Here is a 24,244-nt window from a genome sequence, read left to right as displayed (position 1 = left end):
CACACCTGACAAAGCGTTGGAGTGGCAGAGCCACGGTTCCATCCAACTTCACAGGTGTGCACTTGATTCTGTATTTGATTTAAAACAACGGTAGAATTTCACCTATCTCTCCTATCTGCTCGCAGCACCCGCAGACTTTCTGGAAGAAGAGGATAACCTACTTATCCGTTTCTATGATTATACTAAACTTTCTATTTTTTTGCAAATAGATTTTTGATTTTACGACCGATGATTTGGAGTAAGGTTGGAAGCTTCACAACCTTTTCATTTCCGATTTTTTCCCGAGCAATTTTAAGAATTTTTCCGGAGTCTTTTGAGGCAAAGAGGAATTTTCCTTGGTCTGTAAAAACTTCAAAATGACGACTAACCTTACGACCCGAAACATTGGCTCCGATTTGATTAACGCTAGACCATGGGATTTGAATATAATCCTCGACATTTCGGTCTGCGTAAAATTCTAGTGCTTGATCTCCAACAAGGAACTTTCCAACCTTTCCTGAAATGGAAAGATAGGAAGTTCCGGTAGTTTGTAGGTCAATGACTTTGTTGAGGGATTGTGCCATGTTTAGTCTTCCTTACTTTCACCGAAAAATGCTTGGTAGAGAGCCTTAAGAGCCGCTTTTTCTTGGTCTTTGTGGACAACGAACATGATAGAAACTTCACTAGAACCTTGTGACATCATTTGAATGTTGATCTTGTTTTCAGATAGGGCGCGAGTGGCTGTAGCAGTTACCCCGATATGGCGCTTCATTTTTTCTCCAACAATCATTATGATAGACAGGTCATGTTCGATTTCAGCATGGTCAACTTCAGCTTTTTGAACTAATTGACGAAGGATTTCTTCTTCTTTAATAGGAGTTAATTCTCGTGAACGTAGAATGATAGATAGGTCATCGATACCAGTTGGCATATGTTCCCAACCAATATTCAGGTCTTCTAGAATTTGAAGTACTTTACGACCAAAACCAACTTCGCGGTTCATCAGGTATTTAGACATATTGATGCTGACAAAACCAGAATCACCAGCAATCCCCACTACTGGGAATTCATCACTACTGTGTTTCAGAACGATACGAGTACCTGGATGGTCAGGGTTATTGGTATTTTTGATAACGAGAGGAATTTTACCACGGTAGGCTGGAAGGAGTGCTTCGTCATGCAGTACAGAGAAACCTGCATAGGCCAATTCCCGCATTTCACGGTAAGTCAATTCAGGGATTGAGTGTGGCTTGTGAATGATACCAGGGTGGGCAGCAAAAATTCCGTCAACATCAGTAAAGTTTTCATAAAGGTCAGCTTTAACTCCAGCTGCGATAATTGAACCAGTAATATCAGATCCACCACGTGAGAAGGTACAGATTTGATTCTCTTTAGTCACACCGAAGAATCCCGGAATAACCAGAACTTCCGTTCCATTATTGAGCTCTTCGATTTTATCATAACTTGAAGGAATGATGCGAGCATTTCCAGGTTCGCTTGTAACAACAATACCAGCCTCTCGTGGATGAACATAGCGAGCTTCTAATCCATTTTGGTTAAAGTAAGCTGCAATGAGTTTAGCGTTGTTATTTTCCCCTGCAGCAAGGAAGGTATCGTAAAGAAATTCATTGTTTTCAATTGGAAGGGTAGCGAGAGTTCGGATGCTTTTAGAGATTCGTTCTAAAACAGCTGGTTTAAGTCCTAGTTCGCTAACCATTGCAGCGTAACGATCGATAATCCAATTTTGACTAGCACTGATATCATTTCCTGCTACATAATCACGATAATATTTAATCAAAGCATCCGTAACCTTGGTATCTTTAGCATCGCGCTTTCCTGGTGCAGATACAACTACAAAACGACGTTCAGGGTCACTTTTTACAATGTTTAAAACCTTTTTCAATTGGCTTGCAGAGGCGAGTGAACTTCCTCCAAATTTTACAACCTTCATAAAAACTCCTCAGTTAGTATTTTATACGATTATAGCAGAAAGAAGGGCTTTTTTCAATCTGGAATACGAATGGGTTATCTTATAAGAGAGCTGTATCCATAAGGTTAGAAACTTTTCTTTCGAAATCGGCCGATACACTTTTAATCGATTTTTGCTTGTATAAATAAAAAGAAAAAGATATACTTTGAAAATAAAATAATTTAATCAGCTTTTTAAATCAAAGGAGTGGCTATGAATCATATTATCTTTCAAATTCAAGACGATTTAGCGGTGATTACATTAAATCGTCCCGAGGTGGCAAATGGTTTCCATATTCCTATGTGTGAAGAGATTTTAGAAGCACTGGAATTAGCTGAAAAAGACGATTCTGTTTCATTTATTCTCATCAATGCTGCTGGTAAGGTGTTTTCTGTTGGTGGCGATTTAGTTGAAATGAAACGTGCTGTCGATGAGGATGATATTGCTTCCTTAACTCGAATTGCTGAATTGGTCAATACTATTTCTTATAAGATTAAACAGATTCCTAAGCCTGTTATCATGGAGGTGGATGGAGCAGTTGCTGGAGCTGCAGCCAATACGGCCTTGGCAGTTGATTTCTGTATCGCATCTGACAAGTCTAAATTTATCCAGGCTTTTGTAGGTGTAGGATTGGCTCCTGACGCGGGTGGCTTATTCTTGCTGACAAGATCGCTCGGTGCAACTAGAGCAACTCAATTAGCTATGACTGGAGAAGCTTTTACCGCTGAAAAGGCAATGGAGGCAGGAGCTCTATATCGTCTATGTACTAGTGAACAATTAGAAAAAACAAGAGAACAATTGTTGAAGAAGTTGAGACGTGGCTCTTCAAATTCCTATGCTGCGATTAAGAAACTTGTTTGGGAAAGTGAGTTCAAGCAATGGCATGAATATGCTCAACTTGAATTGGAACTACAAAAATCACTATCCTATACGGAAGATTTTAAAGAAGGTGTTCGTGCACATTCTGAAAGAAGACGTCCAAAATTTATCGGGAAATAAAAAATACTTGCACTATTCTTTGAAGTTTGATATACTTTTTTTGTCAAATGTTTTGATTATTAAACTTTTTTTTGATAAAGGAGGGAAGAGAAATGGACTACCAACAAGTCAATGACTATTTAACATCAATTTTTAACAACGTCCTAGTGATCGAGGAAGTAAGTTTGCGAGGTAGTCGTTTCAAAGACATCTCTATCAAAGAAATGCACACGATTGATGTTATCGGTAAGTATCCAGAAGTGACTCCGAGCCAAGTTTCCAAAGAGTTGATGGTAACTCTAGGGACTGTGACAACGAGTTTAAACAATTTGGAGAGAAAAGGATACATCGAACGTATCCGTTCAGATCAAGATCGTCGTGTAGTACATCTGCATTTGACAAAGAAAGGTCGTCTCGTTCACCGTCTTCATAAACGTTTCCATAAGGCCATGGTCGAAAGAATTATCGAAGGCATGAGTCCTGAAGAGATGGAAGTTATGGGTAAAGGGTTGACTAATCTTTATCACTTTTTGGAGGATTTGAAGTAATGGCTTTTGCAAAAATAAGCCAGGTCGCTCATTATGCTCCAGAGCAGATTATCACTAACGAAGACTTGGCTCAGGTCATGGATACGAGTGATGAATGGATCTCAAGTCGGACAGGGATTAAAGAACGTCATATTTCTAAAACAGAATCAACAGGAGATTTGGCTACAGAGGTTGCAAGACAACTTCTGGACAAGGCAGGGATTTCTGCTGAAGAGTTAGATTTTATTATTCTGGCTACTATGACACCTGACTCGATGATGCCTTCTACAGCAGCTCGTGTTCAGGCAAGAATTGGCGCTCATAAGGCTTTTGCTTATGATTTAACAGCTGCTTGTAGTGGATTTGTCTTTGCCCTATCAACTGCAGAAAAGTTCATTTCTTCAGGAACATATCGGAAGGGTCTGGTTATCGGTAGTGAGACCATGTCAAAATCTTTGGATTGGTCTGACCGCTCAACAGCTGTCTTGTTTGGAGATGGAGCTGGTGGTGTACTACTAGAGGCGAGTGACCAAGAACATTTCTTAGCTGAAAGTCTCAATAGCGATGGTTCTCGTGGTGAGTGTCTCACATATGGACAGACAGGATTGATTTCACCATTTTCGATTCAAGAAGAACCAGATGTTTTCTTGAAAATGGATGGGAGAGCAGTTTTTGACTTTGCAATTCGAGACGTGGCTAAATCTATTAAACAGACCATCGAAAAAAGTCCAATATCAGCAGATGAACTCGATTATCTCTTGCTTCATCAAGCTAATATTCGAATTTTAGATAAGATGGCTAGAAAGATCGGTGTCGATCGTGACAAACTTCCTGCTAATATGATGAAGTATGGAAATACCAGTGCGGCAAGTATTCCGATTTTACTTTCTGAGTGTGTAGAAGAAGGGCTCATCCATTTGGATGGTAGCCAAAAAATTCTCTTGTCAGGTTTCGGTGGAGGTTTGACATGGGGCACACTTATTGTTACAATTTAGGTAATCATGTGGTGATCACATTGTTATAAAAAACTATTTATTTTAAAGGAGTCTATCATGGCAGTATTTGAAAAAGTACAAGAAATTATCGTTGAAGAACTTGGAAAAGATGCATCAGAAGTAACACTTGAATCTACTTTTGATGATTTGGATGCAGATTCATTGGACTTGTTCCAAGTAATCTCAGAAATCGAAGACGCTTTTGATATCCAAATCGAAGCTGAAGACAACTTGAAAACAGTTGGCGACTTGGTTGCTTACGTTGAAGAGCAAACTAAATAATTAGAATAAATGAAGAAGGAGTAGGGGAGACCCGCTCCCTCTTGTTTAGGTAATAGTTTGACCGTCAAATTATAATAAAGTCGAACTATTACGTAAGCAAGACTTATGGAGGCAATATGAAAACACGTATCACTGAACTATTAAATATTAAATATCCTATCTTCCAAGGTGGAATGGCCTGGGTGGCAGATGGCGATTTGGCTGGAGCTGTTTCAAAAGCTGGTGGTCTCGGTATCATTGGTGGAGGAAACGCACCTAAAGAAGTGGTTAAAGCCAACATCGATAAGATTAAATCTTTAACAGACAAGCCTTTTGGTGTCAATATTATGCTCTTGTCTCCATTTGTTGATGATATTGTTGACCTCGTTATTGAAGAAGGGGTTAAGGTAGTCACAACTGGTGCAGGAAATCCAAGCAAATACATGGAGCGATTCCACGAAGCGGGGATTACCGTTATTCCTGTAGTCCCAAGTGTAGCTTTGGCTAAACGCATGGAAAAAATCGGTGCAGATGCCGTCATTGCTGAAGGTATGGAAGCCGGCGGACATATTGGTAAATTAACAACTATGACCTTGGTTCGCCAAGTTGCAGCGGCTGTTTCAATTCCTGTAATCGCTGCAGGTGGTATTGCAGACGGCGAGGGAGCTGCAGCTGGATTTATGCTTGGTGCAGAAGCTGTTCAAGTAGGAACTCGTTTTGTAGTTGCTAAAGAATCTAATGCTCATCCAAACTATAAAGCTAAGGTTTTAAAAGCCCGTGATATTGATACAACGATTTCAGCACAACATTTTGGACACGCAGTTCGTGCCATCAAAAACCAATTGACTCGTGATTTCGAGCAAGCTGAAAAAGATGCCTTTAAACAAGAAAATCCAGATTTGGAAATCTTTGAGCAAATGGGTGCTGGAGCCTTAGCTAAGGCTGTTGTCCATGGTGATGTGGATGGCGGTTCAGTAATGGCCGGCCAGATTGCAGGTTTGGTATCTAAAGAAGAAACAGTTGAAGAAATCTTAAAAGATATCTACTATGGTGCAGCTGAGAAAATTCAAAAAGAAGCCGCTCGATGGGCAGGAGTTACAAGAAATGACTAAAACAGCCTTTCTATTTGCAGGTCAAGGAGCCCAGTACCTTGGAATGGGACGTGAACTATATGACCAATATGCTATCGTCAAGGAAACAATCGACCAAGCTAGCCAGGTCTTGGGTTATGATCTTCGTGACTTGATTGATAACGATGAAACGAAGCTAAATCAGACTCGTTACACACAACCAGCTATTTTGGCTACATCCGTTTCCATTTACCGACTACTAAAGGAGAAGGGTTACCAACCAGATATGGTGGCAGGTCTGTCTCTTGGTGAATATTCTGCCCTCGTAGCTAGTGGTGCTTTGGATTTTGAGGATGCGGTGGCTCTAGTTGCTAAGCGTGGATCTTATATGGAAGAAGCGGCACCTGCTGGGTCTGGTAAAATGGTAGCCGTTCTCAATACTCCAGTTGAAGTTGTTGAACAAGCTTGTAAAGAAGCTTCTCAACTTGGTGTTGTGACTCCAGCTAACTACAATACCCCAAGTCAAATTGTTATTGGTGGTGAGGTGGTTGCTGTGGATCGTGCAGTTGAACTCTTGCAAGAAGCAGGAGCAAAACGCTTAATTCCGCTAAATGTTTCTGGACCTTTCCATACAGCTTTATTGGAATCTGCTAGTCAAAAATTAGCTCAAGTCCTAGAAGATGTTGAGTTTAATGACTTTGCTTGTCCACTTGTTGGTAATACAGAAGCAAAGGTCATGGAAAAAGAACGAATTGCAGAACTCTTGACTCGTCAAGTTAAGGAACCTGTTCGTTTTTATGAAAGCATTGCAGTCATGCAAGAAGCTGGTGCAACTCGTTTTATCGAGATTGGCCCTGGAAAAGTCTTGTCAGGATTCGTCAAAAAGATTGATAAAACTGCTCAACTTGCAAATGTTGAAGATCAAGCAAGTCTACAAGCACTCTTAGAAAATTAGACCAAAATGGTAGAAGTTCTGAAAGGAGAAAAATGAAACTAGAACAGAAAAATGTCTTTATTACAGGCTCAAGTCGAGGAATTGGTCTTGCCATTGCTCATAAATTTGCTAGCTTGGGAGCCAACGTTGTCTTGAATAGTCGTGGTGAAATCTCCGAGGAGCTTCTAGACGAGTTTAAACCATATGGTGTGAAGGTACTTGCTATTTCTGGGGATGTTTCAGACTTTGCGGATGCAAAACGCATGGTAGACCAAGCCATTGAAGAGCTAGGTTCAGTTGATGTCCTAGTGAATAACGCTGGGATTACTCAAGACACTCTCATGCTGAAGATGACAGAAGAAGATTTTGAGAAGGTCTTGAAAGTCAATCTAACGGGAGCCTTCAACATGACGCAAGCAGTCTTGAAGCAGATGATAAAAGCTCGTGAAGGGGCCATTATCAATATGTCCAGTGTCGTTGGTTTGATGGGAAATATCGGTCAAGCGAACTACGCTGCTTCTAAGGCTGGTCTAATTGGATTTACCAAATCAGTAGCACGTGAGGTAGCCAATCGTAATGTGCGTGTCAATGCCATTGCACCAGGAATGATCGAATCAGATATGACTGCAGTCCTATCTGATAAGGTAAAAGATGCCATGTTGGCACAAATTCCGATGAAACAATTTGGCCAAGCTGAGCAGGTCGCAGAGGTGACAGCCTTTCTTGCAAGCCAAGATTATCTAACGGGACAAGTCATTGCAATTGATGGTGGACTTACCATGCAATAAGAGTTAAAATAGAGGTATGAAAATGAAACTAAATCGTGTAGTAGTAACAGGTTATGGACTAACATCTCCAATTGGGAATACGCCAGAAGAATTTTGGAACAGTTTAAAGAATGGAAAGATTGGGATTGGTGAAATCACCAAGTTTGATCACAGTGCTTTTGACGTCCATAATGCAGCAGAGATTAATGATTTTCCTTTTGACAAATATTTTGTAAAAAAAGATACCAATCGTTTCGATGACTATTCTTTGTATGCCTTGTATGCTGCTCAAGAAGCAGTTTACCATGCTAATCTTGATGTAGAAGCGCTTGATAAAGACCGCTTTGGTGTCATCGTTGCATCAGGTATCGGTGGAATCAGAGAAATCGAAGACCAAGTCCTTCGACTTCACGAAAAAGGGCCTAAACGTGTTAAACCATTAACACTTCCAAAAGCTTTGCCAAATATGGCTGCAGGAAATGTAGCTATGCGCTTTGGTGCCAATGGTATCTGTAAATCTATCAACACAGCTTGCGCTTCATCAAATGATGCTATCGGAGATGCCTTCCGTTCTATCAAATTTGGTTTCCAAGATATCATGCTTGTTGGTGGTTCAGAATCTTCTATTACTCCATTTGCGATTGCAGGTTTCCAAGCCTTAACAGCTCTTTCAACAACAGAGGATCCAACTCGTGCTTCTATTCCATTTGATAAGGATCGTAATGGATTTGTTATGGGTGAAGGATCAGGTATGTTGGTTCTTGAAAGTTTAGAGCATGCGGAAAAACGCGGAGCAACGATCCTAGCCGAAGTTGTTGGTTATGGCAACACTTGTGATGCCTACCATATGACTTCACCACATCCAGAAGGTCAAGGGGCTATTAAAACTATCAAACTTGCCTTGGAGGAAGCTGAAATTACACCAGACCAAGTAGCCTACGTTAATGCACACGGTACATCAACTCCTGCTAATGAAAAGGGAGAAAGCGGAGCGATTGTAGCGGTTCTCGGTAAAGAAGTACCTGTATCTTCAACCAAGTCATTTACAGGACACTTGCTCGGTGCAGCAGGTGCAGTTGAAGCCATTGCAACAATTGAAGCAATCCGTAACAACTATGTTCCAATGACAGCTGGAACGACAGAATTGTCAGACTACATTGAAGCAAACGTTATTTATGGACAAGGTGTGGAACGTGAAATTCCTTATGCTATCTCAAATACTTTTGGATTTGGTGGGCATAATGCAGTTCTTGCTTTCAAACGTTGGGAGAATAAGTAAAGATGAATTTAAATGAAATCAAAGACTTGATGGCACAATTTGACCAGTCAAGCTTGAAAGAATTTTCTTATAAAAATGGAACGGACGAGTTGGTCTTCAGTAAGAATGAAGCGAAACTTTTGGCAGAAACAAGTCCAGCACCTCAACCTGTGGTTCCAGCACCTGCACCTACAGTTGCACCACAAGCTCCAACTACAACATCAGTTAAAGAAACAGTTTCAGAATCAAATGCTACTGAATCTGTAGCTGAAGGGGACCTCGTAGAAAGTCCACTTGTCGGAGTTGCTTACTTGGCTGCCGGACCAGACAAACCTAATTTTGTTTCAGTCGGTGATACTGTCAAAAAAGGCCAAACCTTGGTCATCATTGAAGCTATGAAGGTTATGAACGAAATTCCAGCACCTAAAGACGGTGTCGTAACAGAAATTCTTGTTGAAAATGAAGAAATGGTTGAGTTTGGGAAAGGCTTGGTACGTATCAAATGATTGATATTCAAGGAATTAAAGAAGCTTTGCCACACCGTTATCCCATGCTCTTAGTAGATCGTGTCTTGGAAGTTAGCGAAGACACCATTGTTGCCATTAAAAATGTGACGATTAACGAACCTTTCTTCAATGGTCATTTTCCTCAATACCCAGTTATGCCTGGAGTCCTCATTATGGAAGCCTTGGCTCAGACAGCAGGTGTTTTGGAATTGTCTAAACCTGAAAACAAAGGGAAACTTGTCTTCTATGCTGGTATGGACAAAGTGAAATTTAAGAAACAAGTTATTCCTGGTGATCAGCTTGTCATGACAGCAACTTTTGTCAAACGTCGTGGCACAATCGCCGTAGTAGAAGCGAAGGCAGAAGTAGATGGTAAGCTTGCAGCAAGCGGTACTCTGACCTTTGCTATTGGAAACTAGGGAGGTTTTCCATGTTTCGTAAGATTTTAATTGCCAATCGTGGTGAAATTGCTGTTCGTATTATTCGTGCGGCACGAGAGTTAGGAATTGCAACAGTCGCTGTCTATTCGACTGCTGACAAGGAAGCTCTCCACACGCTTTTGGCTGATGAGGCTATCTGTATCGGCCCTGGGAAGGCTACAGAATCTTATCTAAACATCAATGCCATCCTTTCAGCTGCGGTCTTGACTGAAGCTGAAGCTATTCACCCTGGATTTGGTTTTTTAAGTGAAAATTCCAAGTTTGCAACCATGTGTGAAGAAGTTGGTATCAAATTTATCGGACCATCAGCTCGTGTCATGGATGTCATGGGAGATAAAATTAACGCCCGTGCTCAAATGATTAAGGCTAATGTACCTGTCATTCCAGGATCAGATGGCGAAGTCCATACTGCAGAAGAGGCTCTTGCTATTGCTGAAAAAATTGGTTATCCAGTTATGCTGAAAGCTTCAGCTGGAGGTGGTGGTAAAGGGATTCGTAAGGTTGAAAAGGCAGAGGATCTTGTGTCAGCCTTTGAAACAGCCTCTAGTGAAGCTAAAGCCAACTTTGGTAATGGGGCTATGTATCTTGAGCGTGTGATTTATCCTGCTCGCCATATTGAAGTACAGATACTTGCTGACCAGATGGGACATGTTATTCACCTAGGAGAGCGTGACTGTTCGCTTCAGCGGAATAACCAAAAGGTTTTAGAAGAAAGTCCTTCGATTGCCATTGGGAAAACACTGCGTAATGAAATTGGTGCTGCAGCAGTCCGTGCAGCGGAGTCCGTTGGTTATGAGAATGCTGGTACTATTGAATTCCTACTAGATGAAGCAACTGGCAAATTCTACTTTATGGAGATGAATACGCGTGTCCAAGTAGAACACCCGGTAACTGAATTTGTTTCAGGTGTAGATATTGTTAAGGAACAAATCCGTATTGCAGCAGGTCAACCTTTGACCTTGAAACAAGAAGACATTGTTCTAAAAGGACATGCTATTGAGTGCCGTATCAACGCAGAAAACCCAGCCTTTAATTTTGCACCAAGTCCAGGTAAGATTACCAATCTGTATCTACCAAGTGGTGGTGTCGGCTTGCGTGTTGACTCTGCAGTTTATCCAGGGTATACCATTCCACCATACTATGATAGTATGATTGCTAAAATTATTGTTCATGGTGAAAATCGTTTTGATGCACTCATGAAAATGCAACGAGCTCTTTATGAGCTCGAAATTGAAGGGGTTGTCACTAATGCTGATTTCCAACTCGATTTGATTTCAGATCGTCGCGTGATAGCAGGAGACTACGATACTTCATTCTTGATGGAAACTTTCTTACCACACTATCAAGAAAAAGAATAATGTAATACTCTTCGAAAATCAAATTCAAACCGCGTCAGCTTCGCGTTGGATTATATATGTGACTGACTTCGTCAGTCTTATCTACAACCTCAAAGCAGTGCTTTGAGCAATCTGCAGCTGGCTTCCTAGTTTGCTCTTTGATTTTCATTGAGTATAAAAAAGTATAAGACTGAAAAGGGGGATGTATGGCTCTATTTAGTAAAAAAGATAAATATATTCGAATCAATCCCAATCGTTCGACTGTAAATCAACCTCAGATTAAGCCAGAGGTTCCAGATGAGCTCTTCTCCCAATGTCCAGGTTGCAAATATACGATTTACCAAAAGGATTTGGGGAGTGAACGTATTTGTCCTCACTGTGGCTATACCTTCCGTATTTCAGCTCAAGAGCGCCTTGCTTTAACCATTGATATGGGAAGCTTCCTAGAGATGTTCACAGGAATTGAGACGCAAGATCCATTGGAATTTCCAGGTTACCAGAAAAAATTAGCCTCTATGCGTGAAAAAACAGGTCTTGATGAGGCTGTTGTCACAGGAACTGCTTTGATTAAGGGTGAAAAAGTTGCTCTCGGAATCATGGATTCTAATTTTATCATGGCATCTATGGGAACAGTAGTTGGTGAAAAAATCACTCGTTTGTTTGAATACGCGACAGCTGAAAAATTACCAGTCGTCTTGTTTACAGCATCTGGTGGAGCACGTATGCAAGAAGGAATCATGAGTTTGATGCAGATGGCTAAAATCTCTGCAGCAGTTAAACGTCATTCCAATGCAGGTCTCTTTTATCTGACTATCCTAACAGATCCAACAACCGGAGGTGTTACAGCTTCCTTTGCCATGGAAGGTGATATTATCTTGGCAGAGCCTCAAAGTTTAGTAGGATTTGCTGGACGCCGTGTCATTGAAAATACCGTAAGGGAAGATTTGCCAGAGGATTTCCAGAAGGCAGAGTTTTTGTTAGAACATGGCTTTGTGGATGCGATTGTTAAACGGAGAGAATTGCCAGATATGATTGCTCGATTAGTAAGGTTACATAAGGGGGATTGTTGATGAATATTGCAAAAATCGTCAGAGAAGCACGTGAACAAACCCGCTTAACTGCCTTGGACTTCGCAACAGGAATATTTGATGACTTTGTAGAGCTACATGGTGATCGCTCTTTCCGAGATGATGGTGCTGTTATTGGTGGTATCGGTTGGTTGGGAGACCAGGCAGTAACTGTTGTTGGAATTCAAAAAGGTAAAAGCTTACAGGATAATCTTAACCGTAACTTTGGACAACCTCATCCTGAAGGTTATCGAAAAGCCCTTCGCTTGATGAAGCAGGCTGAAAAATTTGGCCGTCCTGTTGTAACCTTTATCAACACGGCTGGTGCCTATCCTGGTGTTGGAGCAGAGGAGCGTGGTCAAGGTGAAGCTATTGCTCGTAACCTTATGGAGATGAGCGACCTCAAGGTGCCGATTATTGCCATTATTATCGGTGAAGGTGGCTCAGGAGGGGCTTTAGCTCTAGCAGTAGCAGACCGTGTTTGGATGTTAGAAAACTCGATCTATGCAGTTCTCAGTCCTGAAGGCTTTGCTTCTATTCTTTGGAAGGATGGCAGTCGTGCCATGGAAGCTGCAGAGTTGATGAAAATTACTTCTTTCGAATTGCTAGATATGAAGATTGTAGATAAGGTTATTTCTGAGGTGGGCCTATCAAGTAAAGATCTGATCAAGCAAGTCAAAGAACAACTCCGAGCAGAACTTGATGAACTTGGTAAACTGCCACTAGATCAACTCATTGAAGATCGTTACCAACGCTTTAGAAAATATTAAAAACATAAAAAAGCCAGAACTATTATAAGTTCTAGCTTTTTTGTTAACCTGGACTCCAAGTTTCGATGGAAGTGTAGTAAAAAAGTGTTTGATAATAGTCAAACACTTTTTCTATAGTTAGTTTTCTTCAGTTACAAACTGGCTGAGCAGTCCGTTGATGAAACGGGCTGATTTTTGATCTGAAAAGCTTTTTGCAAGTTCAATAGCTTCATTCACAGCTACGAGTTGAGGAGTATCAAATGAAGTGATTTCGAAAACTCCCAAACGCAATAAATTCTTTTCAACTAAGGTTAAACGTTCAATCGTCCAACCAGACTTTAAATGCTGAGTGATTTGTTTGTCTAGTTCCTCTTTTTGAGCTTGAACACCAGATACAAGATCGATTAGGAAGCTAGGGAGTTTTACCTCGTCGTCTTCTCGATCATGAGTATAAGCGAAGCGACAAGCTGTTTCAATATCAGAACCATATTCAAGACTCATCAGTGCCTGGAAGGCACATTTTCGTAGTTCGCGTCTAGATTCTAATAATGGACTAGTCATTGAGGAAGTCCTCATCAAACAAATCTTTTAATGCTGGTTTTGGTGTCTTATCTGGTGCAATACCAGCAACGTGAATATTCACAGCATTGAGTTCAACATCAGCCATATTACGAACGGCATCTTTTACAGCTTTTTGAATAGCCATTGCAACCTTAGGAACCTTGACACCATACTCAAGATAGAGATAGATATCAGCTGTTAGCTCTTCTTCAGATTCTTTTAGATAGACACCACGGCCGAGTGAAAGTTTTGAAAGGGTGTCAGACACTGATTTGTTTGAAAAAGAGTGGACACCATCAACTTTAGCTGTAGCAATTGCAATGATTTTTTCAAGTACACGTGGGGCGATAACGATTTCGCCTAATTGTTCTTCAATTCCCATAGAATGACCTCTTTCTAGAGATTAGGCACGAGAAACGTAAGTTCCTTCTGCAGTGTTGATAACGAGTTTTTGTCCTGCTTCGATGAAGTCTGGAACGTTAACGACAAGTCCAGTTTCCATTGTAGCTGGTTTACCAGAACCGGTAACAGTAGCCCCTTTAATAGAAGGTTGTGTTTCAGCAACTGTCAATTCAACAGTTGTAGGTACTGTTACACCGATGACTTCAGTTCCATAAAATTGAATTTTAACTTCAGAATTTTCAAGGATGTAAAGCAATTCATTTTCAACATTTACAACAGGAATTTCGTATTGGTCGTAAGTTTCAGTGTTCATGAAATAAGCTGTTTCATCCATTTTGTACAAGTATTGTGCTGGTACAGTTTCGATAATCGCTTGTTCAAACTTTTCCTCTGGACGGTAGCTAGTTTCAAATGTTGAACCAGTACGGACATCACGCAATTTCATACGCATGATAGTGTTTCCTTTACCTGGTTTGTGGTGGCTAGCTTCCAAAACGCGGATCAATTTTCCGTCAGCTGTTTCAAAGGTCATACCAGCCTTTAATTTACTTGCTTCAATCATGTTTTTACCTCTTTAATAAAATAATTTACTCTTTATTGTATCATAAGTCGTGAGATTTCTCAAATATCAGGGAAGTGAGATTAGTTGACAGGAACGATGTTTCCTTCTTCATCTTTAGTTACTAATACGTACTTGCCATCAACTTCAATGTAGAAGTTTTTATTAGTTGATTTTTCTTGACTAGTAGTTTCTTCTGCAGGAGTTGTTACTTCTGGATTAGTAGTTTCTACTGAGTTAGCGGGTTGTTCAGGGATAACAGTTTCTACTGGGCTAGCAACTTGCTCAGGACTTGCAGTTTGGGCCGGAGTAAATGCTTGGTTTGGATCAGCAGGTTGTACTGGGGGAACAGTTTGATTTGGACTAACAGGTTGAGCTTGTTGGTTTAATTGACCACCAAGTGTTTGTCCTAGGTTCATACCCATAATCATGTTCATACCATTGCCATTACCTTCATTATTGGCTGCCGCAATTAGAGCTTCATTACGAGCACGACGTTCTTCAATCTCGATGGTATTGTATTTCATAGCAACGAGTTCGCTATCAAGTTTACGAACAATTTCTAGACTTTCTTGGTCGTAACTGAGGTCTTCAAGCAAGATATTGGTTGCTTCGATACCATAAAGTCCTGTCCAAACCTTGTTAACTTCTTGTTTAGCTACTTCATTGAATGTGTCTTGATTGGCATTTAAGCTGTAAATGTCAACACCGTTTTCGTTGGTATACTTAGCGATAGCAATTGCGATTTTAGGAGAGATATTTTGTCGAAGTGTTCCTTGAGCAATATCTTGGATGGTAAATGGTTTATGATCTTCAATTTGTTGGCTGATAGAGCTGACATAGAAAAGTACAGGATCAGCAACCTTGATATCAAATAATCCGTAAAAACGAATGTTGAGTAATTGTTGGTAACGTTCACTGAAATACTCTACAGCATTTTGGGTACCAAATTTATTCCCTGCAATTGGTTGCATACGGATAAAGATGATTTCTTGTCGAGTAATAACTTGTCCACCAAAAGAGAAGCGGTTTTTGAAGTTTTCCCAAGTACCCTTGATTCCACCTTTTTCAAGGAGCCAAGCGTTATCACCTGCACGCCATTCATGGCTTCCGGCTTCAAGTACATCCCCTAGGAAGGTACCGTTATTGACAAGAACAGCAACATATCCTTGAGGGACAATAACAACAGAACCGTCTGTTAAAAGACCAGTATTTTGGTTGCTTTGTCTTGAACCACCGTCAGGATCTTTTGTAAGCAATTGTCCCTTGATGGCCATGACGTCTGAAGAGACGTGGTCTGGAAGTACAACGGCTTCCTTGAATTTGCTATCATTAAAACTATTTAGCCCAGCTGAAAGGGCAGCACGAATAAATCCCATAATTTCCTCCTAATTATAAAGTTCGTCTTCATCCACAACGTCATAGGTGTCAAGAACCCATTGGTTTGGACTACGGGTGATATCAGATCCGCAATAGTCACATTTGCTGATTGCTGATATTTTCAGTGGAGCGCCACAGTTTGGACAGCGGTCGCTAACGGCTTCATCTTGAACAGAACTTTCAGTTTGACTGCCATGTTTGCGGATGAAGTTCATTTGATAAACTGTAAATAGATCTTTTTGAGGGTCTCCCTCAATAACCTTACGAGTCTTGTCTTCGATGACGTAATCTCTCAAGGTAGATGAAAGGATAACCACTAAAGTATCGTTTCCATCTGGATTACTATTGAAATCTTTGATTCGAACATTTTCAACACAAACTCGTTCTAAGACATTGGTTGTTTGGGATTGGATATGTTCTTCTAGTTGAGAACTGTGTTGAGAATAGAGACTGGCGCTTTCAAGAGAACGAACCAGATTCCAATCCTTTTTAGTCCAGGCTGCCTGTAACTGGATGTAGACTTCTTTAACCCATGAAGTGAAAGCAGAGGCATCAAAGTTTGGATCATCATATCGAACACGATCGATAGCTAAATTGTTGTTTTCTACTCGACGGTGAAGTGTTGGTTCAACAGTATAGCCAGGAGAGCTTCCATAAGATTTACCAGATGATGAATTCTGGTCACTCAAATATTTAATGAGCATGAAGAGTAAGAAAGCTCCAACACCAAACATGATAAGAATGCTCATTCCTGTCCCTAGAGAACCATCTAAACTTGAGTAACTATCGCCAGAACGATAGCTGCTTCTAGAAGAAGAACTACCACTTGAACGACTTCGGCTAGAACTACTACTTCGAGAACTGCTACTGCTTCGTGAGCTACTGTGGCTAGAGCTACCACTTCGAGAATGTCCAACACCTGCATCGATTGATTGCAGGGGTGTCACAAAGAGAAGAAGCAAGAAAGTAGCGATAAGAGTATATAACTTTTTCATATGTCTCCTAACTATGTGAGTACAAAAATAGTTTTTGCTAAATTTTATGTCTATAAAGAGTTTTGGAGTTTTATAGTTTTATTTTCAATAAACCACCCTATAATCCAACCAAATACGAGTATATAATTCTCGATAGCACCAATCGCATTAACAGGAGAATGATATTCAATAAAATTTAACAAATGATTTGTTCCTATTCCTATACCACCAATAATAAGGGCAAGAAGGGCAATTCTCAGGTAAAACCAATCGTACTTAATATTAACAGCAAGAATAATAATTAAGACAGCTAGATTCCAAATTCCAATTTCTCTTTGCCATCCTGCAGAAATACCGTAACCAGAATGCTCTCCCATATAGGATGGGAGAAAGATTTGTAGAATAGAAGCACCCAACATTGCGATAATAACTAAAATAAATAGTACTCGTAAAAATTTGTTCATTTATTCTCCTTATTCTATTTTTTAGTAGAAAAGGCTATTAACGAAAGTATATTTACTCGTTCTCTTTCAACTTAGCCAATTCTTGGGAAAGTAGTTTAAGAGCAACTTGTGGATTGGCTTGGCCCTTGGTTGCTTTCATGAGGAATCCTGTGAAGGCCTTGTCAGCGTTACGTTTTCCTGACTTGAAGTCGGCAACAGCGGCTTCATTATCCGCAAAGACTTGATGGATGATTGGAATCAAAACATTAGGGTCTGATATTTGAACCAAACCAGCTTTTTCCACATATTCACGAGCGCCACCGCCATTTTTAGCAAGGTGAACGAAAACTTTCTTAGCGATCTTAGATGAAATAGTTCCATCTTCGATGATGTCAATCATTTCCACCAAGTTTTCTGGTGTCAATTCGATTTGTTCCAGTGTTTTACCTTCCGCGTTCAAGAATTGAGCGACTTCACCTTGTAACCAGTTAGAGACTTGTTTAGCATCACCACCAAGAGCGACAGCTTTTTCAAAGAAGTCAGAAGTGGCTTTGTTGGCAGTCAACTGGCTAGCATCGTAGTCTGATAGACCAAGTTGAGATACGTAGCGAGCACGGCGTTCTTTTGGAAATTCTGGCAACTCAGTGCGCATTTCCTCAATCCATTCATCTGAGATTTCAAAGAGTGGTAAATCTGGTTCTGGGAAGTAGCGGTAGTCTGCAGCACCTTCTTTAACACGCATGAGGATGGTTGCTTTGTTCGCTTCATCGTAACGACGTGTTTCTTGGCGAATTTGACCACCTGAGCGAAGGATTTCAGCCTGCCGTTGCACTTCGTATTCAAGACCCTTACGGACGTTTGAGAAGGAGTTGAGGTTCTTCAACTCAGTTTTGGTACCGAATTTCTCTTGACCATAGGGACGAAGAGAGATGTTGGCATCCACACGCATGGAACCTTCTTCCATCTTAACGTCGGAAATACCAGCGTATTGGATAACTTCCTTGAGGGCTGTTAGATAAGCATAAGCTTCTTCTGGTGAACGCATGTCTGCTTCGGACACAATCTCAATCAACGGCACTCCTTGACGGTTGAGGTCAACATAAGAGTAACCATCTGTACCGTGGGTATTTTTACCAGCGTCTTCTTCTAAGTGGGCACGTTCAATACCAATTTTCTTAGTCGTACCATCTTCAAGTTCTACTTCAATCCAACCGTTGTAACCGATTGGCTCATCAAACTGAGAGATTTGGTAGGCTTTAGGATTATCAGGGTAGAAGTAGTTCTTGCGGTCAAAGTGCATCTTCTTGTGGATGTCCATGTTGAGGGCGAGAGCGGCCTTGATACCGGCATCAACAACACCTTTATTGAGAACAGGTAGTACCCCAGGGAAAGACCAGTCAATCACGTTGGTGTTGGCATTTTGGTCATTTCCAAAGTGGGCAGAAGTAGGTGAGAAGATTTTTGAATTGGTGTTGAGCTCTACGTGGACTTCAAGTCCAATGACTGTTTCAAAGTTCATTAGTTATCACCTCCAAAAATCACGGGTTGTTGTTTGTAGTAGTCTGTTGTTGCTTCAAAAGCAGCAGCAACTTGATAAATAGTCTCTTCTGAGTATTTAGGACCAATCAATTGCAAACCTACTGGTAGACCTTGAGCAAATCCTGCAGGAATCGAAATTCCTGGTAGACCAGCCAAGTTAACTGGGATTGTCAAGAGATCCGCCAAGTACATAGCAACTGGATCGTGGTTGAGCGAATCCAAGTCAAAGGCCACGCTTGGAGCTGTTGGACCAAGGATGAGGTCGTAATCTGCAAATACTTTTTCGAAATCTTGGATAATAAGGGTACGAACTTGACCAGCTTTTTTGTAGTAGGCATCGTAGTAACCTGATGAAAGACTGAAAGTACCAAGCATGATACGACGTTTGACCTCATCACCAAATCCGTGGCTACGAGTGTTAACGTAAATATCATCCAAGTTCTTAGCATCTTCAGCACGGAAACCATAGCGGATACCGTCAAATCGTTGCAAGTTTGAAGAAGCTTCAGATGATGCGATGATGTAGTATACGGCAACCCCGTATTTAGAATGTGGAAGGCTAACTTCTTCTACAACTGCACCTAGTTTTTCAAAGTGTTTGGCTGCGTTGAGGATGGTTTCTTTAACTTCTGGATCAATACCTTCACCAAGGTATTCCTTAGGAAGGGCAATTTTCATACTCTTGATGTCTTGACCAATCTTAGAAGTAAAGTCTGCTATACGAACGGGTGCAGAAGTTGAATCCTTGGCATCTTCGCTAGCAATAGCATTGAGTAAGAGCGCATTTTCTTTAACGGTTGGTGCGAAAGGTCCAATCTGGTCTAATGAGCTACCAAAGGCAATAAGACCGAAACGTGAAACTGTTCCGTAAGTTGGTTTGAGACCAACAATCCCGTTGAAGGCAGCAGGTTGGCGGATAGAACCACCAGTATCAGAACCAAGTGATAAACGGACTTGTCCAGAAGCTACAGCTGCAGCTGAACCACTTGATGATCCACCAGGAACCTTGCTGTGGTCCCAAGCATTCTTGGTTGGTCCATAGTAAGAAGTCTCACCAGATCCACCCATGGCAAACTCGTCCATGTTGGTTTTTCCAACAACGATCATACCCTTAGATTTTGCATTGGCAACAGCTGTGGCATCAAAGATAGGCTCGTAGTTATAGAGCATTTTTGAGGCTGCTGTTGTTAAGAGACCATCTGTAGAAATGTTATCCTTAACAGCTAGGGGAATCCCTGAAAGAACATTGTCAGCATCGATTCCAGCTTCATCAATAGCTTTAGCTTGAGCAAGAGCTTGATCTTCAGCGATAGTGACAAAGGCATTGATAGCCTCTTCACGCGCCTTGATATCGTCAAGTGTCGCTTGGGTAAGTTCTGTTGCTGAAATTTCCTTAGAAACAAGGAGGTTGTGCAAATCTTCAATCGTTTTATTGTTAAAAGTCATTAGGCATCTCCTCCGTCATCCAGGATAGCTGGTACCTTGATATAGTAGTTTTCTTTTTCAGGTACATTTTTAAACAAGCGGTCACGGTCAGTTCCTTTTTCAGCAACATCCGGTCGCAATACGGTCTTACGATCAGCCATGGTAGTCGTTGGTTCAACACCAGTTGTGTCAACTTCACTGAGCAATTCAACCATATCAACAATTTTTGAGAGTGTTGTCGCAAATGAAGCAGTTTCTTCTTCTGAGAATTTTAATTTTGAAAGATTGGCAACGTGAGTTACCTCTTCTTGCGTAATTTTCATCGGATATCCTTTCGTGAAATGATGATTCTTTATCTGTTCTATTTTACCATATTTTCCTATAAATAAGGCAAGTCAAGCTAAAAAGAAACAGAAATTGAAAAATACTTTTTATTTCGATATAATGGTTGAAATTAGAAGAAAGAATAACAGTCGTTTTTAGTTGGTAAAAAGGATGTATCATTAACCCAACTAGAAGACGTTAAGGATGACACATGACGCTTTGGGAGTTACTTTTTACCAGTAAAAAGACAGTCCCTCCTCATTTAGGAGCATTTTACTTTTTATTACCTACTTCTTTGGTAATCATAGCTGTTTTATCGATGCGCTATGCAAGCTCTAAACGTTACCGAGAATTTTGGTATTGGGGACAATTGATTCAGTTGCTCATCATCAACGCTTGGTATATTGCTGCACGTCTGCCCCTATCTGAAGCTCTCCCTTTTTACCATAGTCGCATGGCTATGTGGATTATTCTATTTGCTCCGGATAAGACCTTTTTCAAGCAATATTTTGCCTTAGTGGGAGTTTTTGGTTCTATCATGGCTTTAGTTTATCCAGTCTTTTATCCTTTTCCTTTCCCTCATGTTTCGTCTGTGAACAATGTTTTCGGACACTGGGCCCTCTTGGCTAACTGCTTGATTTATCTTGTTAGATATTATAAAGTTGAAAAAGGGGATACTTGGAAAATATGCCAGATGACTTTTGGGATCAATGCCATTATTTTTCTAGCCAACCTCTTGACAGGAGGAAATTATGGCTTTATGAGTAAGCCACCTGTGATTGGGGATCATGGTGCTTTGGTTAATTATTTGATAGTAACTAGTTTGATGACAGGTATTCTCATCCTTATCAATCAACTCGTTAAATATAAACATAAGAATAGTTAATGTACAACTGAATTCGTTACCTTAAGGAGATTTTATGCATCATTTTATTACAAGAACCCAAACCACACCACCTCCTATTCCCATTTTTTGGTATGGAGTCATGATAGGCCTTCTTGCACTATCTATATATGGGTCCCTTACTTACTACAAAAATCCCAAATTTGTTCGATTGTTTAAGTGGATTCAAATTGCGCAACTGCTAGCTCTTTACACTTGGTATATAGGTTTTAGCATTCCATTTTCGAACAGCCTACCTCTTTACCATTGTCGTTTGGCCATGTTTGCGGTTGTTTTCTTACCAGATAAATGGAAAACCAAGCAGTATTTTGCCCTTATGGGAGCCAGTGGAGCAGTATTTGCCTTGGGCTACCCTGTTTTTGACCCCTATGACTTCCCGCATATTACCAGTTTTTCTTTTCTCATTGGTCATTATGCTCTCTTGGTCAATTCCCTGGTCTATCTCATGAATCACTACGATAAGACCTTGCTGAAAAAGTATCGAATCATCGCTTATACTTTTGTTCTTAATCTTTTTCTAGTTGGAGTCAATCAAGTGACAGGTGGAAATTATGGGCTTTTGAATACTACGCCTTTTATCCCAGATGCTCCTATATGGATAAAGTATCTTCTAGTTTCAATCATTCTTTCTTCGGCTTTAGTTCTCTTTGATATCTTGTTTAAGAAACGTTGGGAAAAGAAAATGGCTCTAGAAACAATTAATTTGTAAAGAGATATTAAGGGTGATAAATATAAATAGTCAATAAAAGAATCTTATGAGCGGGTCTACCATTTTGGCCTGCTTTTTCTTTTATAAGCGATTGAAAAACTCTATAAAATCCGATATAATGGAGTGTTGAAAGGAATGTTAGAGTCCAATGTAGAAATAAGAAATACATACAAACATTCACTATTATCCTATAATCAAAGAAAGAGAACTTATGAACATTCAAGAAGAAATTAAGAAACGCCGGACCTTTGCCATCATCTCTCACCCGGATGCTGGTAAAACGACTATTACAGAGCAATTGCTCTACTTTGGGGGAGAGATCCGTGAGGCAGGTACTGTAAAAGGGAAGAAAACAGGAAACTTTGCCAAGTCAGACTGGATGGATATCGAGAAACAACGTGGGATTTCAGTCACTTCATCTGTTATGCAGTTTGACTACGATGGTAAGCGCGTGAATATCCTTGACACACCAGGGCACGAGGACTTCTCAGAAGATACCTATCGTACCTTGATGGCGGTGGATGCTGCGGTCATGGTAGTTGACTCTGCCAAGGGTATTGAGGCTCAAACTAAGAAATTGTTTGAGGTTGTAAAACACCGCGGGATTCCCGTCTTTACCTTTATGAACAAGCTGGACCGTGACGGTCGTGAACCACTAGATCTCTTGCAAGAATTGGAAGAAGTCTTGGGAATTGCGAGTTACCCGATGAACTGGCCGATCGGGATGGGGAAAGCCTTTGAAGGACTTTATGACCTTTATAACCAACGTTTGGAACTTTATAAAGGGGACGAACGCTTTGCCAGTCTAGAAGATGGCGATAAGCTCTTTGCTAGCAACCCCTTCTACGAACAAGTAAAAGAAGATATCGAACTCCTGAATGAAGCAGGGAATGAATTCTCAGAGGAAGCCATTCTTGCTGGAGACTTGACACCAGTCTTCTTTGGCTCAGCCCTCACTAACTTTGGGGTGCAGACCTTCCTTGAAACCTTCCTCAAGTTTGCTCCAGAACCTCATGGACACAAGAAAACCGACGGCGAAATTGTCGATCCGTATGACAAGGACTTCTCAGGTTTTGTCTTTAAAATCCAAGCCAACATGGATCCTCGTCACCGTGACCGTATCGCCTTTGTCCGAATTGTATCGGGCGAATTTGAGCGTGGTATGAGTATCAATCTGCCTCGTACTGGTAAGGGAGCTAAACTTTCTAATGTCACCCAATTTATGGCCGAAAGTCGTGAAAATGTGACCAATGCCGTAGCTGGAGATATCATCGGAGTTTATGATACAGGGACCTACCAGGTTGGAGATACGCTAACTGTTGGAAAGAACAAGTTTGAGTTTGAACCACTACCAACCTTCACGCCTGAGATTTTCATGAAGGTTTCACCTAAGAACGTTATGAAACAAAAATCCTTCCACAAGGGAATGGAACAGTTGGTACAAGAAGGAGCCATCCAGCTTTATAAGAATTACCAAACAGGTGAGTATATGCTAGGTGCTGTTGGACAACTCCAGTTCGAAGTCTTTAAACACCGTATGGAAGGCGAGTATAACGCTGAAGTTGTCATGACTCCAATGGGTAAAAAGACAGTTCGTTGGATTAAACCAGAAGATTTAGATGAACGTATGTCTTCAAGTCGAAACATCCTGGCCAAAGACCGTTTTGATCAACCAGTATTTCTTTTCGAAAATGACTTTGCCCTCCGTTGGTTTGCGGACAAGTATCCAGATGTGGAGTTGGAAGAAAAAATGTAGATCGCCAAAGTTACTTGATTGTGTGACAATCTAAGTGACTAACGCCAAGTTTCTATGGAACTTGGCTAGGCGCTCCACTAGTAAAGTTTTACGAATATTATCGATTCGTAAAACTTTACGTCGTGATGGGTAAAAAAGTGGCCTAACTGCCTCACTAACTGAGTTTTACAAATGGAATCGATTTATAAAACTCAGTGTCGTAATCTAATAAACGGCAACCACTATGGCAGTTTACCTAAACGATTCACTAGGCAAAACCCACGAATAGTATTGATTCGTGGGTTTTGCCATCGTAACATTTAGGAGTGGATTAGCTTACTGTCACTATCTCCGTATTGTAACTTCTCGCACCTAATTCGTGTTTCGTTCTTAAATAGACAAAAAAGACTAGAAATTAAATAGATTTCTAGTCTTTTTATTAGTAGTGGAAC

Annotated in this window: 27 protein-coding genes; 16 read left to right on the top strand and 11 right to left on the bottom strand. The window is 40.7% G+C overall.

Annotated features, from left to right (window positions below; genetic code table 11):
- Nucleotides 1–191 precede the first annotated feature (191 nt).
- Both QM419_RS05545 and QM419_RS05540 read right to left on the bottom strand, forming a co-directional pair.
- Nucleotides 192–563 carry a DUF956 family protein gene (locus QM419_RS05545; protein WP_263394001.1) on the bottom strand — a complete coding sequence of 124 codons (372 nt, stop codon included), beginning with the start codon at nucleotides 561–563 and terminating at the stop codon, nucleotides 192–194.
- Nucleotides 564–565: 2 nt separating this feature from the next.
- Nucleotides 566–1,930 carry an aspartate kinase gene (locus QM419_RS05540; protein ID WP_414278163.1) on the bottom strand — a complete coding sequence of 455 codons (1,365 nt, stop codon included), beginning with the start codon at nucleotides 1,928–1,930 and terminating at the stop codon, nucleotides 566–568.
- A 231-nt stretch (nucleotides 1,931–2,161) separates the two neighbouring features.
- On the opposite strand from QM419_RS05540, the gene QM419_RS05535 reads away from it, so the two are divergent.
- The 13 genes from QM419_RS05535 to QM419_RS05475 all read left to right on the top strand — a co-directional run bounded on the left by QM419_RS05535 (nucleotide 2,162) and on the right by QM419_RS05475 (nucleotide 12,858).
- Nucleotides 2,162–2,947: an enoyl-CoA hydratase gene (locus QM419_RS05535; RefSeq protein WP_414278162.1), complete on the top strand. Its 786-nt coding sequence runs from the start codon at nucleotides 2,162–2,164 to the stop codon at nucleotides 2,945–2,947.
- Between the two features lie 92 nt (nucleotides 2,948–3,039).
- The gene (locus QM419_RS05530; protein ID WP_006155246.1) at nucleotides 3,040–3,474 is read left to right on the top strand and encodes a MarR family winged helix-turn-helix transcriptional regulator; all 435 of its coding nucleotides are present in this window, start codon (nucleotides 3,040–3,042) and stop codon (nucleotides 3,472–3,474) included.
- The gene (locus QM419_RS05525; protein WP_414278161.1) at nucleotides 3,474–4,448 is read left to right on the top strand and encodes a beta-ketoacyl-ACP synthase III; all 975 of its coding nucleotides are present in this window, start codon (nucleotides 3,474–3,476) and stop codon (nucleotides 4,446–4,448) included. The genes QM419_RS05530 and QM419_RS05525 overlap by 1 nt, the downstream gene beginning before the upstream one ends.
- A 57-nt stretch (nucleotides 4,449–4,505) precedes the next feature.
- The gene (locus QM419_RS05520) at nucleotides 4,506–4,730 is read left to right on the top strand and encodes an acyl carrier protein (RefSeq protein ID WP_000257840.1); all 225 of its coding nucleotides are present in this window, start codon (nucleotides 4,506–4,508) and stop codon (nucleotides 4,728–4,730) included.
- Nucleotides 4,731–4,846: 116 nt separating this feature from the next.
- Nucleotides 4,847–5,821 (top strand): enoyl-[acyl-carrier-protein] reductase FabK, encoded by a 975-nt coding sequence (gene fabK / locus QM419_RS05515; RefSeq protein WP_414278160.1) that lies wholly within the window; start codon nucleotides 4,847–4,849, stop codon nucleotides 5,819–5,821.
- Nucleotides 5,814–6,734, top strand: coding sequence for an ACP S-malonyltransferase (gene fabD / locus QM419_RS05510; RefSeq protein WP_414278159.1), 921 nt, complete (start codon nucleotides 5,814–5,816; stop codon nucleotides 6,732–6,734). Before fabK ends, fabD begins: the two co-directional genes overlap by 8 nt.
- Before the next feature lie 32 nt (nucleotides 6,735–6,766).
- Nucleotides 6,767–7,501, top strand: coding sequence for a 3-oxoacyl-[acyl-carrier-protein] reductase (fabG, locus tag QM419_RS05505; protein ID WP_263393996.1), 735 nt, complete (start codon nucleotides 6,767–6,769; stop codon nucleotides 7,499–7,501).
- A 22-nt stretch (nucleotides 7,502–7,523) separates the two neighbouring features.
- A complete protein-coding gene (gene fabF, locus QM419_RS05500) occupies nucleotides 7,524–8,759 on the top strand; it encodes a beta-ketoacyl-ACP synthase II (RefSeq protein ID WP_414278243.1) in 1,236 nt (411 codons plus the stop codon).
- A 2-nt stretch (nucleotides 8,760–8,761) separates the two neighbouring features.
- A complete protein-coding gene (gene accB / locus QM419_RS05495; protein WP_414278158.1) occupies nucleotides 8,762–9,244 on the top strand; it encodes an acetyl-CoA carboxylase biotin carboxyl carrier protein in 483 nt (160 codons plus the stop codon).
- Entirely contained in the window at nucleotides 9,241–9,663 is a 423-nt protein-coding gene (gene fabZ, locus QM419_RS05490) for a 3-hydroxyacyl-ACP dehydratase FabZ (protein ID WP_414278157.1), read from the top strand. Before accB ends, fabZ begins: the two co-directional genes overlap by 4 nt.
- Before the next feature lie 11 nt (nucleotides 9,664–9,674).
- On the top strand, nucleotides 9,675–11,042 hold the full coding sequence (gene accC / locus QM419_RS05485; RefSeq protein ID WP_049508931.1) for an acetyl-CoA carboxylase biotin carboxylase subunit: 1,368 nt from the start codon (nucleotides 9,675–9,677) through the stop codon (nucleotides 11,040–11,042).
- Between the two features lie 185 nt (nucleotides 11,043–11,227).
- Nucleotides 11,228–12,091 (top strand): acetyl-CoA carboxylase, carboxyltransferase subunit beta, encoded by an 864-nt coding sequence (gene accD / locus QM419_RS05480; protein ID WP_303404166.1) that lies wholly within the window; start codon nucleotides 11,228–11,230, stop codon nucleotides 12,089–12,091.
- Nucleotides 12,091–12,858 (top strand): acetyl-CoA carboxylase carboxyl transferase subunit alpha, encoded by a 768-nt coding sequence (locus QM419_RS05475; protein WP_414254355.1) that lies wholly within the window; start codon nucleotides 12,091–12,093, stop codon nucleotides 12,856–12,858. The genes accD and QM419_RS05475 overlap by 1 nt, the downstream gene beginning before the upstream one ends.
- 117 nt (nucleotides 12,859–12,975) lie before the next feature.
- Here QM419_RS05475 and nusB read toward each other — a convergent pair whose 3' ends face one another.
- From nusB to gatC, 9 genes are all read right to left on the bottom strand, one after another.
- Nucleotides 12,976–13,398, bottom strand: coding sequence for a transcription antitermination factor NusB (gene nusB / locus QM419_RS05470; protein WP_004251901.1), 423 nt, complete (start codon nucleotides 13,396–13,398; stop codon nucleotides 12,976–12,978).
- Entirely contained in the window at nucleotides 13,391–13,780 is a 390-nt protein-coding gene (locus QM419_RS05465) for an Asp23/Gls24 family envelope stress response protein (RefSeq protein ID WP_006150382.1), read from the bottom strand. The genes nusB and QM419_RS05465 overlap by 8 nt, the downstream gene beginning before the upstream one ends.
- 21 nt (nucleotides 13,781–13,801) lie before the next feature.
- Entirely contained in the window at nucleotides 13,802–14,362 is a 561-nt protein-coding gene (efp, locus tag QM419_RS05460) for an elongation factor P (RefSeq protein ID WP_006150235.1), read from the bottom strand.
- A gap of 80 nt (nucleotides 14,363–14,442) precedes the next feature.
- The gene (locus QM419_RS05455; RefSeq protein ID WP_414278156.1) at nucleotides 14,443–15,738 is read right to left on the bottom strand and encodes an SPFH domain-containing protein; all 1,296 of its coding nucleotides are present in this window, start codon (nucleotides 15,736–15,738) and stop codon (nucleotides 14,443–14,445) included.
- Nucleotides 15,739–15,747: 9 nt separating this feature from the next.
- The gene (locus QM419_RS05450; protein WP_414278155.1) at nucleotides 15,748–16,734 is read right to left on the bottom strand and encodes a zinc-ribbon domain-containing transport protein; all 987 of its coding nucleotides are present in this window, start codon (nucleotides 16,732–16,734) and stop codon (nucleotides 15,748–15,750) included.
- A 50-nt stretch (nucleotides 16,735–16,784) separates the two neighbouring features.
- Nucleotides 16,785–17,177, bottom strand: coding sequence for a hypothetical protein (locus tag QM419_RS05445; protein WP_223339387.1), 393 nt, complete (start codon nucleotides 17,175–17,177; stop codon nucleotides 16,785–16,787).
- A 52-nt stretch (nucleotides 17,178–17,229) separates the two neighbouring features.
- On the bottom strand, nucleotides 17,230–18,675 hold the full coding sequence (gene gatB, locus QM419_RS05440) for an Asp-tRNA(Asn)/Glu-tRNA(Gln) amidotransferase subunit GatB (RefSeq protein WP_414278154.1): 1,446 nt from the start codon (nucleotides 18,673–18,675) through the stop codon (nucleotides 17,230–17,232).
- Complete coding sequence (gatA, locus tag QM419_RS05435) at nucleotides 18,675–20,141, bottom strand: Asp-tRNA(Asn)/Glu-tRNA(Gln) amidotransferase subunit GatA (RefSeq protein WP_414278153.1); 1,467 nt, start codon at nucleotides 20,139–20,141, stop codon at nucleotides 18,675–18,677. Before gatA ends, gatB begins: the two co-directional genes overlap by 1 nt.
- Nucleotides 20,141–20,443 carry an Asp-tRNA(Asn)/Glu-tRNA(Gln) amidotransferase subunit GatC gene (gene gatC / locus QM419_RS05430; RefSeq protein WP_414278152.1) on the bottom strand — a complete coding sequence of 101 codons (303 nt, stop codon included), beginning with the start codon at nucleotides 20,441–20,443 and terminating at the stop codon, nucleotides 20,141–20,143. Before gatC ends, gatA begins: the two co-directional genes overlap by 1 nt.
- A 212-nt stretch (nucleotides 20,444–20,655) precedes the next feature.
- Here gatC and QM419_RS05425 point away from each other — a divergent pair, with 212 nt between their 5' ends.
- From QM419_RS05425 to QM419_RS05415, 3 genes are all read left to right on the top strand, one after another.
- On the top strand, nucleotides 20,656–21,330 hold the full coding sequence (locus QM419_RS05425) for a TIGR02206 family membrane protein (RefSeq protein ID WP_414278151.1): 675 nt from the start codon (nucleotides 20,656–20,658) through the stop codon (nucleotides 21,328–21,330).
- 34 nt (nucleotides 21,331–21,364) lie between these two features.
- Nucleotides 21,365–22,057: a TIGR02206 family membrane protein gene (locus tag QM419_RS05420; RefSeq protein ID WP_414278150.1), complete on the top strand. Its 693-nt coding sequence runs from the start codon at nucleotides 21,365–21,367 to the stop codon at nucleotides 22,055–22,057.
- 211 nt (nucleotides 22,058–22,268) lie between these two features.
- Complete coding sequence (locus QM419_RS05415; RefSeq protein ID WP_414278149.1) at nucleotides 22,269–23,813, top strand: peptide chain release factor 3; 1,545 nt, start codon at nucleotides 22,269–22,271, stop codon at nucleotides 23,811–23,813.
- The last annotated feature ends 431 nt before the right edge of the window (nucleotides 23,814–24,244 follow it).

Origin of the sequence: Streptococcus infantis (genome assembly GCF_047464715.1) — a bacterium.
GTDB classification, from domain to species: domain Bacteria; phylum Bacillota; class Bacilli; order Lactobacillales; family Streptococcaceae; genus Streptococcus; species Streptococcus infantis_S.
Note: the sequence above shows the minus strand (reverse complement) of the source record. Positions and strands in the feature narration are given on the sequence as shown.

Excerpts from the sequence above, each read along its gene's own strand:
- QM419_RS05545 (WP_263394001.1), bottom strand. The coding sequence starts at position 563 with ATGGCACAATCCCTCAACAAAGTCATTGACCTACAAACTACCGGAACT.
- QM419_RS05540 (WP_414278163.1), bottom strand. The coding sequence starts at position 1,930 with ATGAAGGTTGTAAAATTTGGAGGAAGTTCACTCGCCTCTGCAAGCCAA.
- QM419_RS05535 (WP_414278162.1), top strand. The coding sequence starts at position 2,162 with ATGAATCATATTATCTTTCAAATTCAAGACGATTTAGCGGTGATTACA.
- QM419_RS05530 (WP_006155246.1), top strand. The coding sequence starts at position 3,040 with ATGGACTACCAACAAGTCAATGACTATTTAACATCAATTTTTAACAAC.
- QM419_RS05525 (WP_414278161.1), top strand. The coding sequence starts at position 3,474 with ATGGCTTTTGCAAAAATAAGCCAGGTCGCTCATTATGCTCCAGAGCAG.
- QM419_RS05520 (WP_000257840.1), top strand. The coding sequence starts at position 4,506 with ATGGCAGTATTTGAAAAAGTACAAGAAATTATCGTTGAAGAACTTGGA.
- fabK (WP_414278160.1), top strand. The coding sequence starts at position 4,847 with ATGAAAACACGTATCACTGAACTATTAAATATTAAATATCCTATCTTC.
- fabD (WP_414278159.1), top strand. The coding sequence starts at position 5,814 with ATGACTAAAACAGCCTTTCTATTTGCAGGTCAAGGAGCCCAGTACCTT.
- fabG (WP_263393996.1), top strand. The coding sequence starts at position 6,767 with ATGAAACTAGAACAGAAAAATGTCTTTATTACAGGCTCAAGTCGAGGA.
- fabF (WP_414278243.1), top strand. The coding sequence starts at position 7,524 with ATGAAACTAAATCGTGTAGTAGTAACAGGTTATGGACTAACATCTCCA.
- accB (WP_414278158.1), top strand. The coding sequence starts at position 8,762 with ATGAATTTAAATGAAATCAAAGACTTGATGGCACAATTTGACCAGTCA.
- fabZ (WP_414278157.1), top strand. The coding sequence starts at position 9,241 with ATGATTGATATTCAAGGAATTAAAGAAGCTTTGCCACACCGTTATCCC.
- accC (WP_049508931.1), top strand. The coding sequence starts at position 9,675 with ATGTTTCGTAAGATTTTAATTGCCAATCGTGGTGAAATTGCTGTTCGT.
- accD (WP_303404166.1), top strand. The coding sequence starts at position 11,228 with ATGGCTCTATTTAGTAAAAAAGATAAATATATTCGAATCAATCCCAAT.
- QM419_RS05475 (WP_414254355.1), top strand. The coding sequence starts at position 12,091 with ATGAATATTGCAAAAATCGTCAGAGAAGCACGTGAACAAACCCGCTTA.
- nusB (WP_004251901.1), bottom strand. The coding sequence starts at position 13,398 with ATGACTAGTCCATTATTAGAATCTAGACGCGAACTACGAAAATGTGCC.
- QM419_RS05465 (WP_006150382.1), bottom strand. The coding sequence starts at position 13,780 with ATGGGAATTGAAGAACAATTAGGCGAAATCGTTATCGCCCCACGTGTA.
- efp (WP_006150235.1), bottom strand. The coding sequence starts at position 14,362 with ATGATTGAAGCAAGTAAATTAAAGGCTGGTATGACCTTTGAAACAGCT.
- QM419_RS05455 (WP_414278156.1), bottom strand. The coding sequence starts at position 15,738 with ATGGGATTTATTCGTGCTGCCCTTTCAGCTGGGCTAAATAGTTTTAAT.
- QM419_RS05450 (WP_414278155.1), bottom strand. The coding sequence starts at position 16,734 with ATGAAAAAGTTATATACTCTTATCGCTACTTTCTTGCTTCTTCTCTTT.
- QM419_RS05445 (WP_223339387.1), bottom strand. The coding sequence starts at position 17,177 with ATGAACAAATTTTTACGAGTACTATTTATTTTAGTTATTATCGCAATG.
- gatB (WP_414278154.1), bottom strand. The coding sequence starts at position 18,675 with ATGAACTTTGAAACAGTCATTGGACTTGAAGTCCACGTAGAGCTCAAC.
- gatA (WP_414278153.1), bottom strand. The coding sequence starts at position 20,141 with ATGACTTTTAACAATAAAACGATTGAAGATTTGCACAACCTCCTTGTT.
- gatC (WP_414278152.1), bottom strand. The coding sequence starts at position 20,443 with ATGAAAATTACGCAAGAAGAGGTAACTCACGTTGCCAATCTTTCAAAA.
- QM419_RS05425 (WP_414278151.1), top strand. The coding sequence starts at position 20,656 with ATGACGCTTTGGGAGTTACTTTTTACCAGTAAAAAGACAGTCCCTCCT.
- QM419_RS05420 (WP_414278150.1), top strand. The coding sequence starts at position 21,365 with ATGCATCATTTTATTACAAGAACCCAAACCACACCACCTCCTATTCCC.
- QM419_RS05415 (WP_414278149.1), top strand. The coding sequence starts at position 22,269 with ATGAACATTCAAGAAGAAATTAAGAAACGCCGGACCTTTGCCATCATC.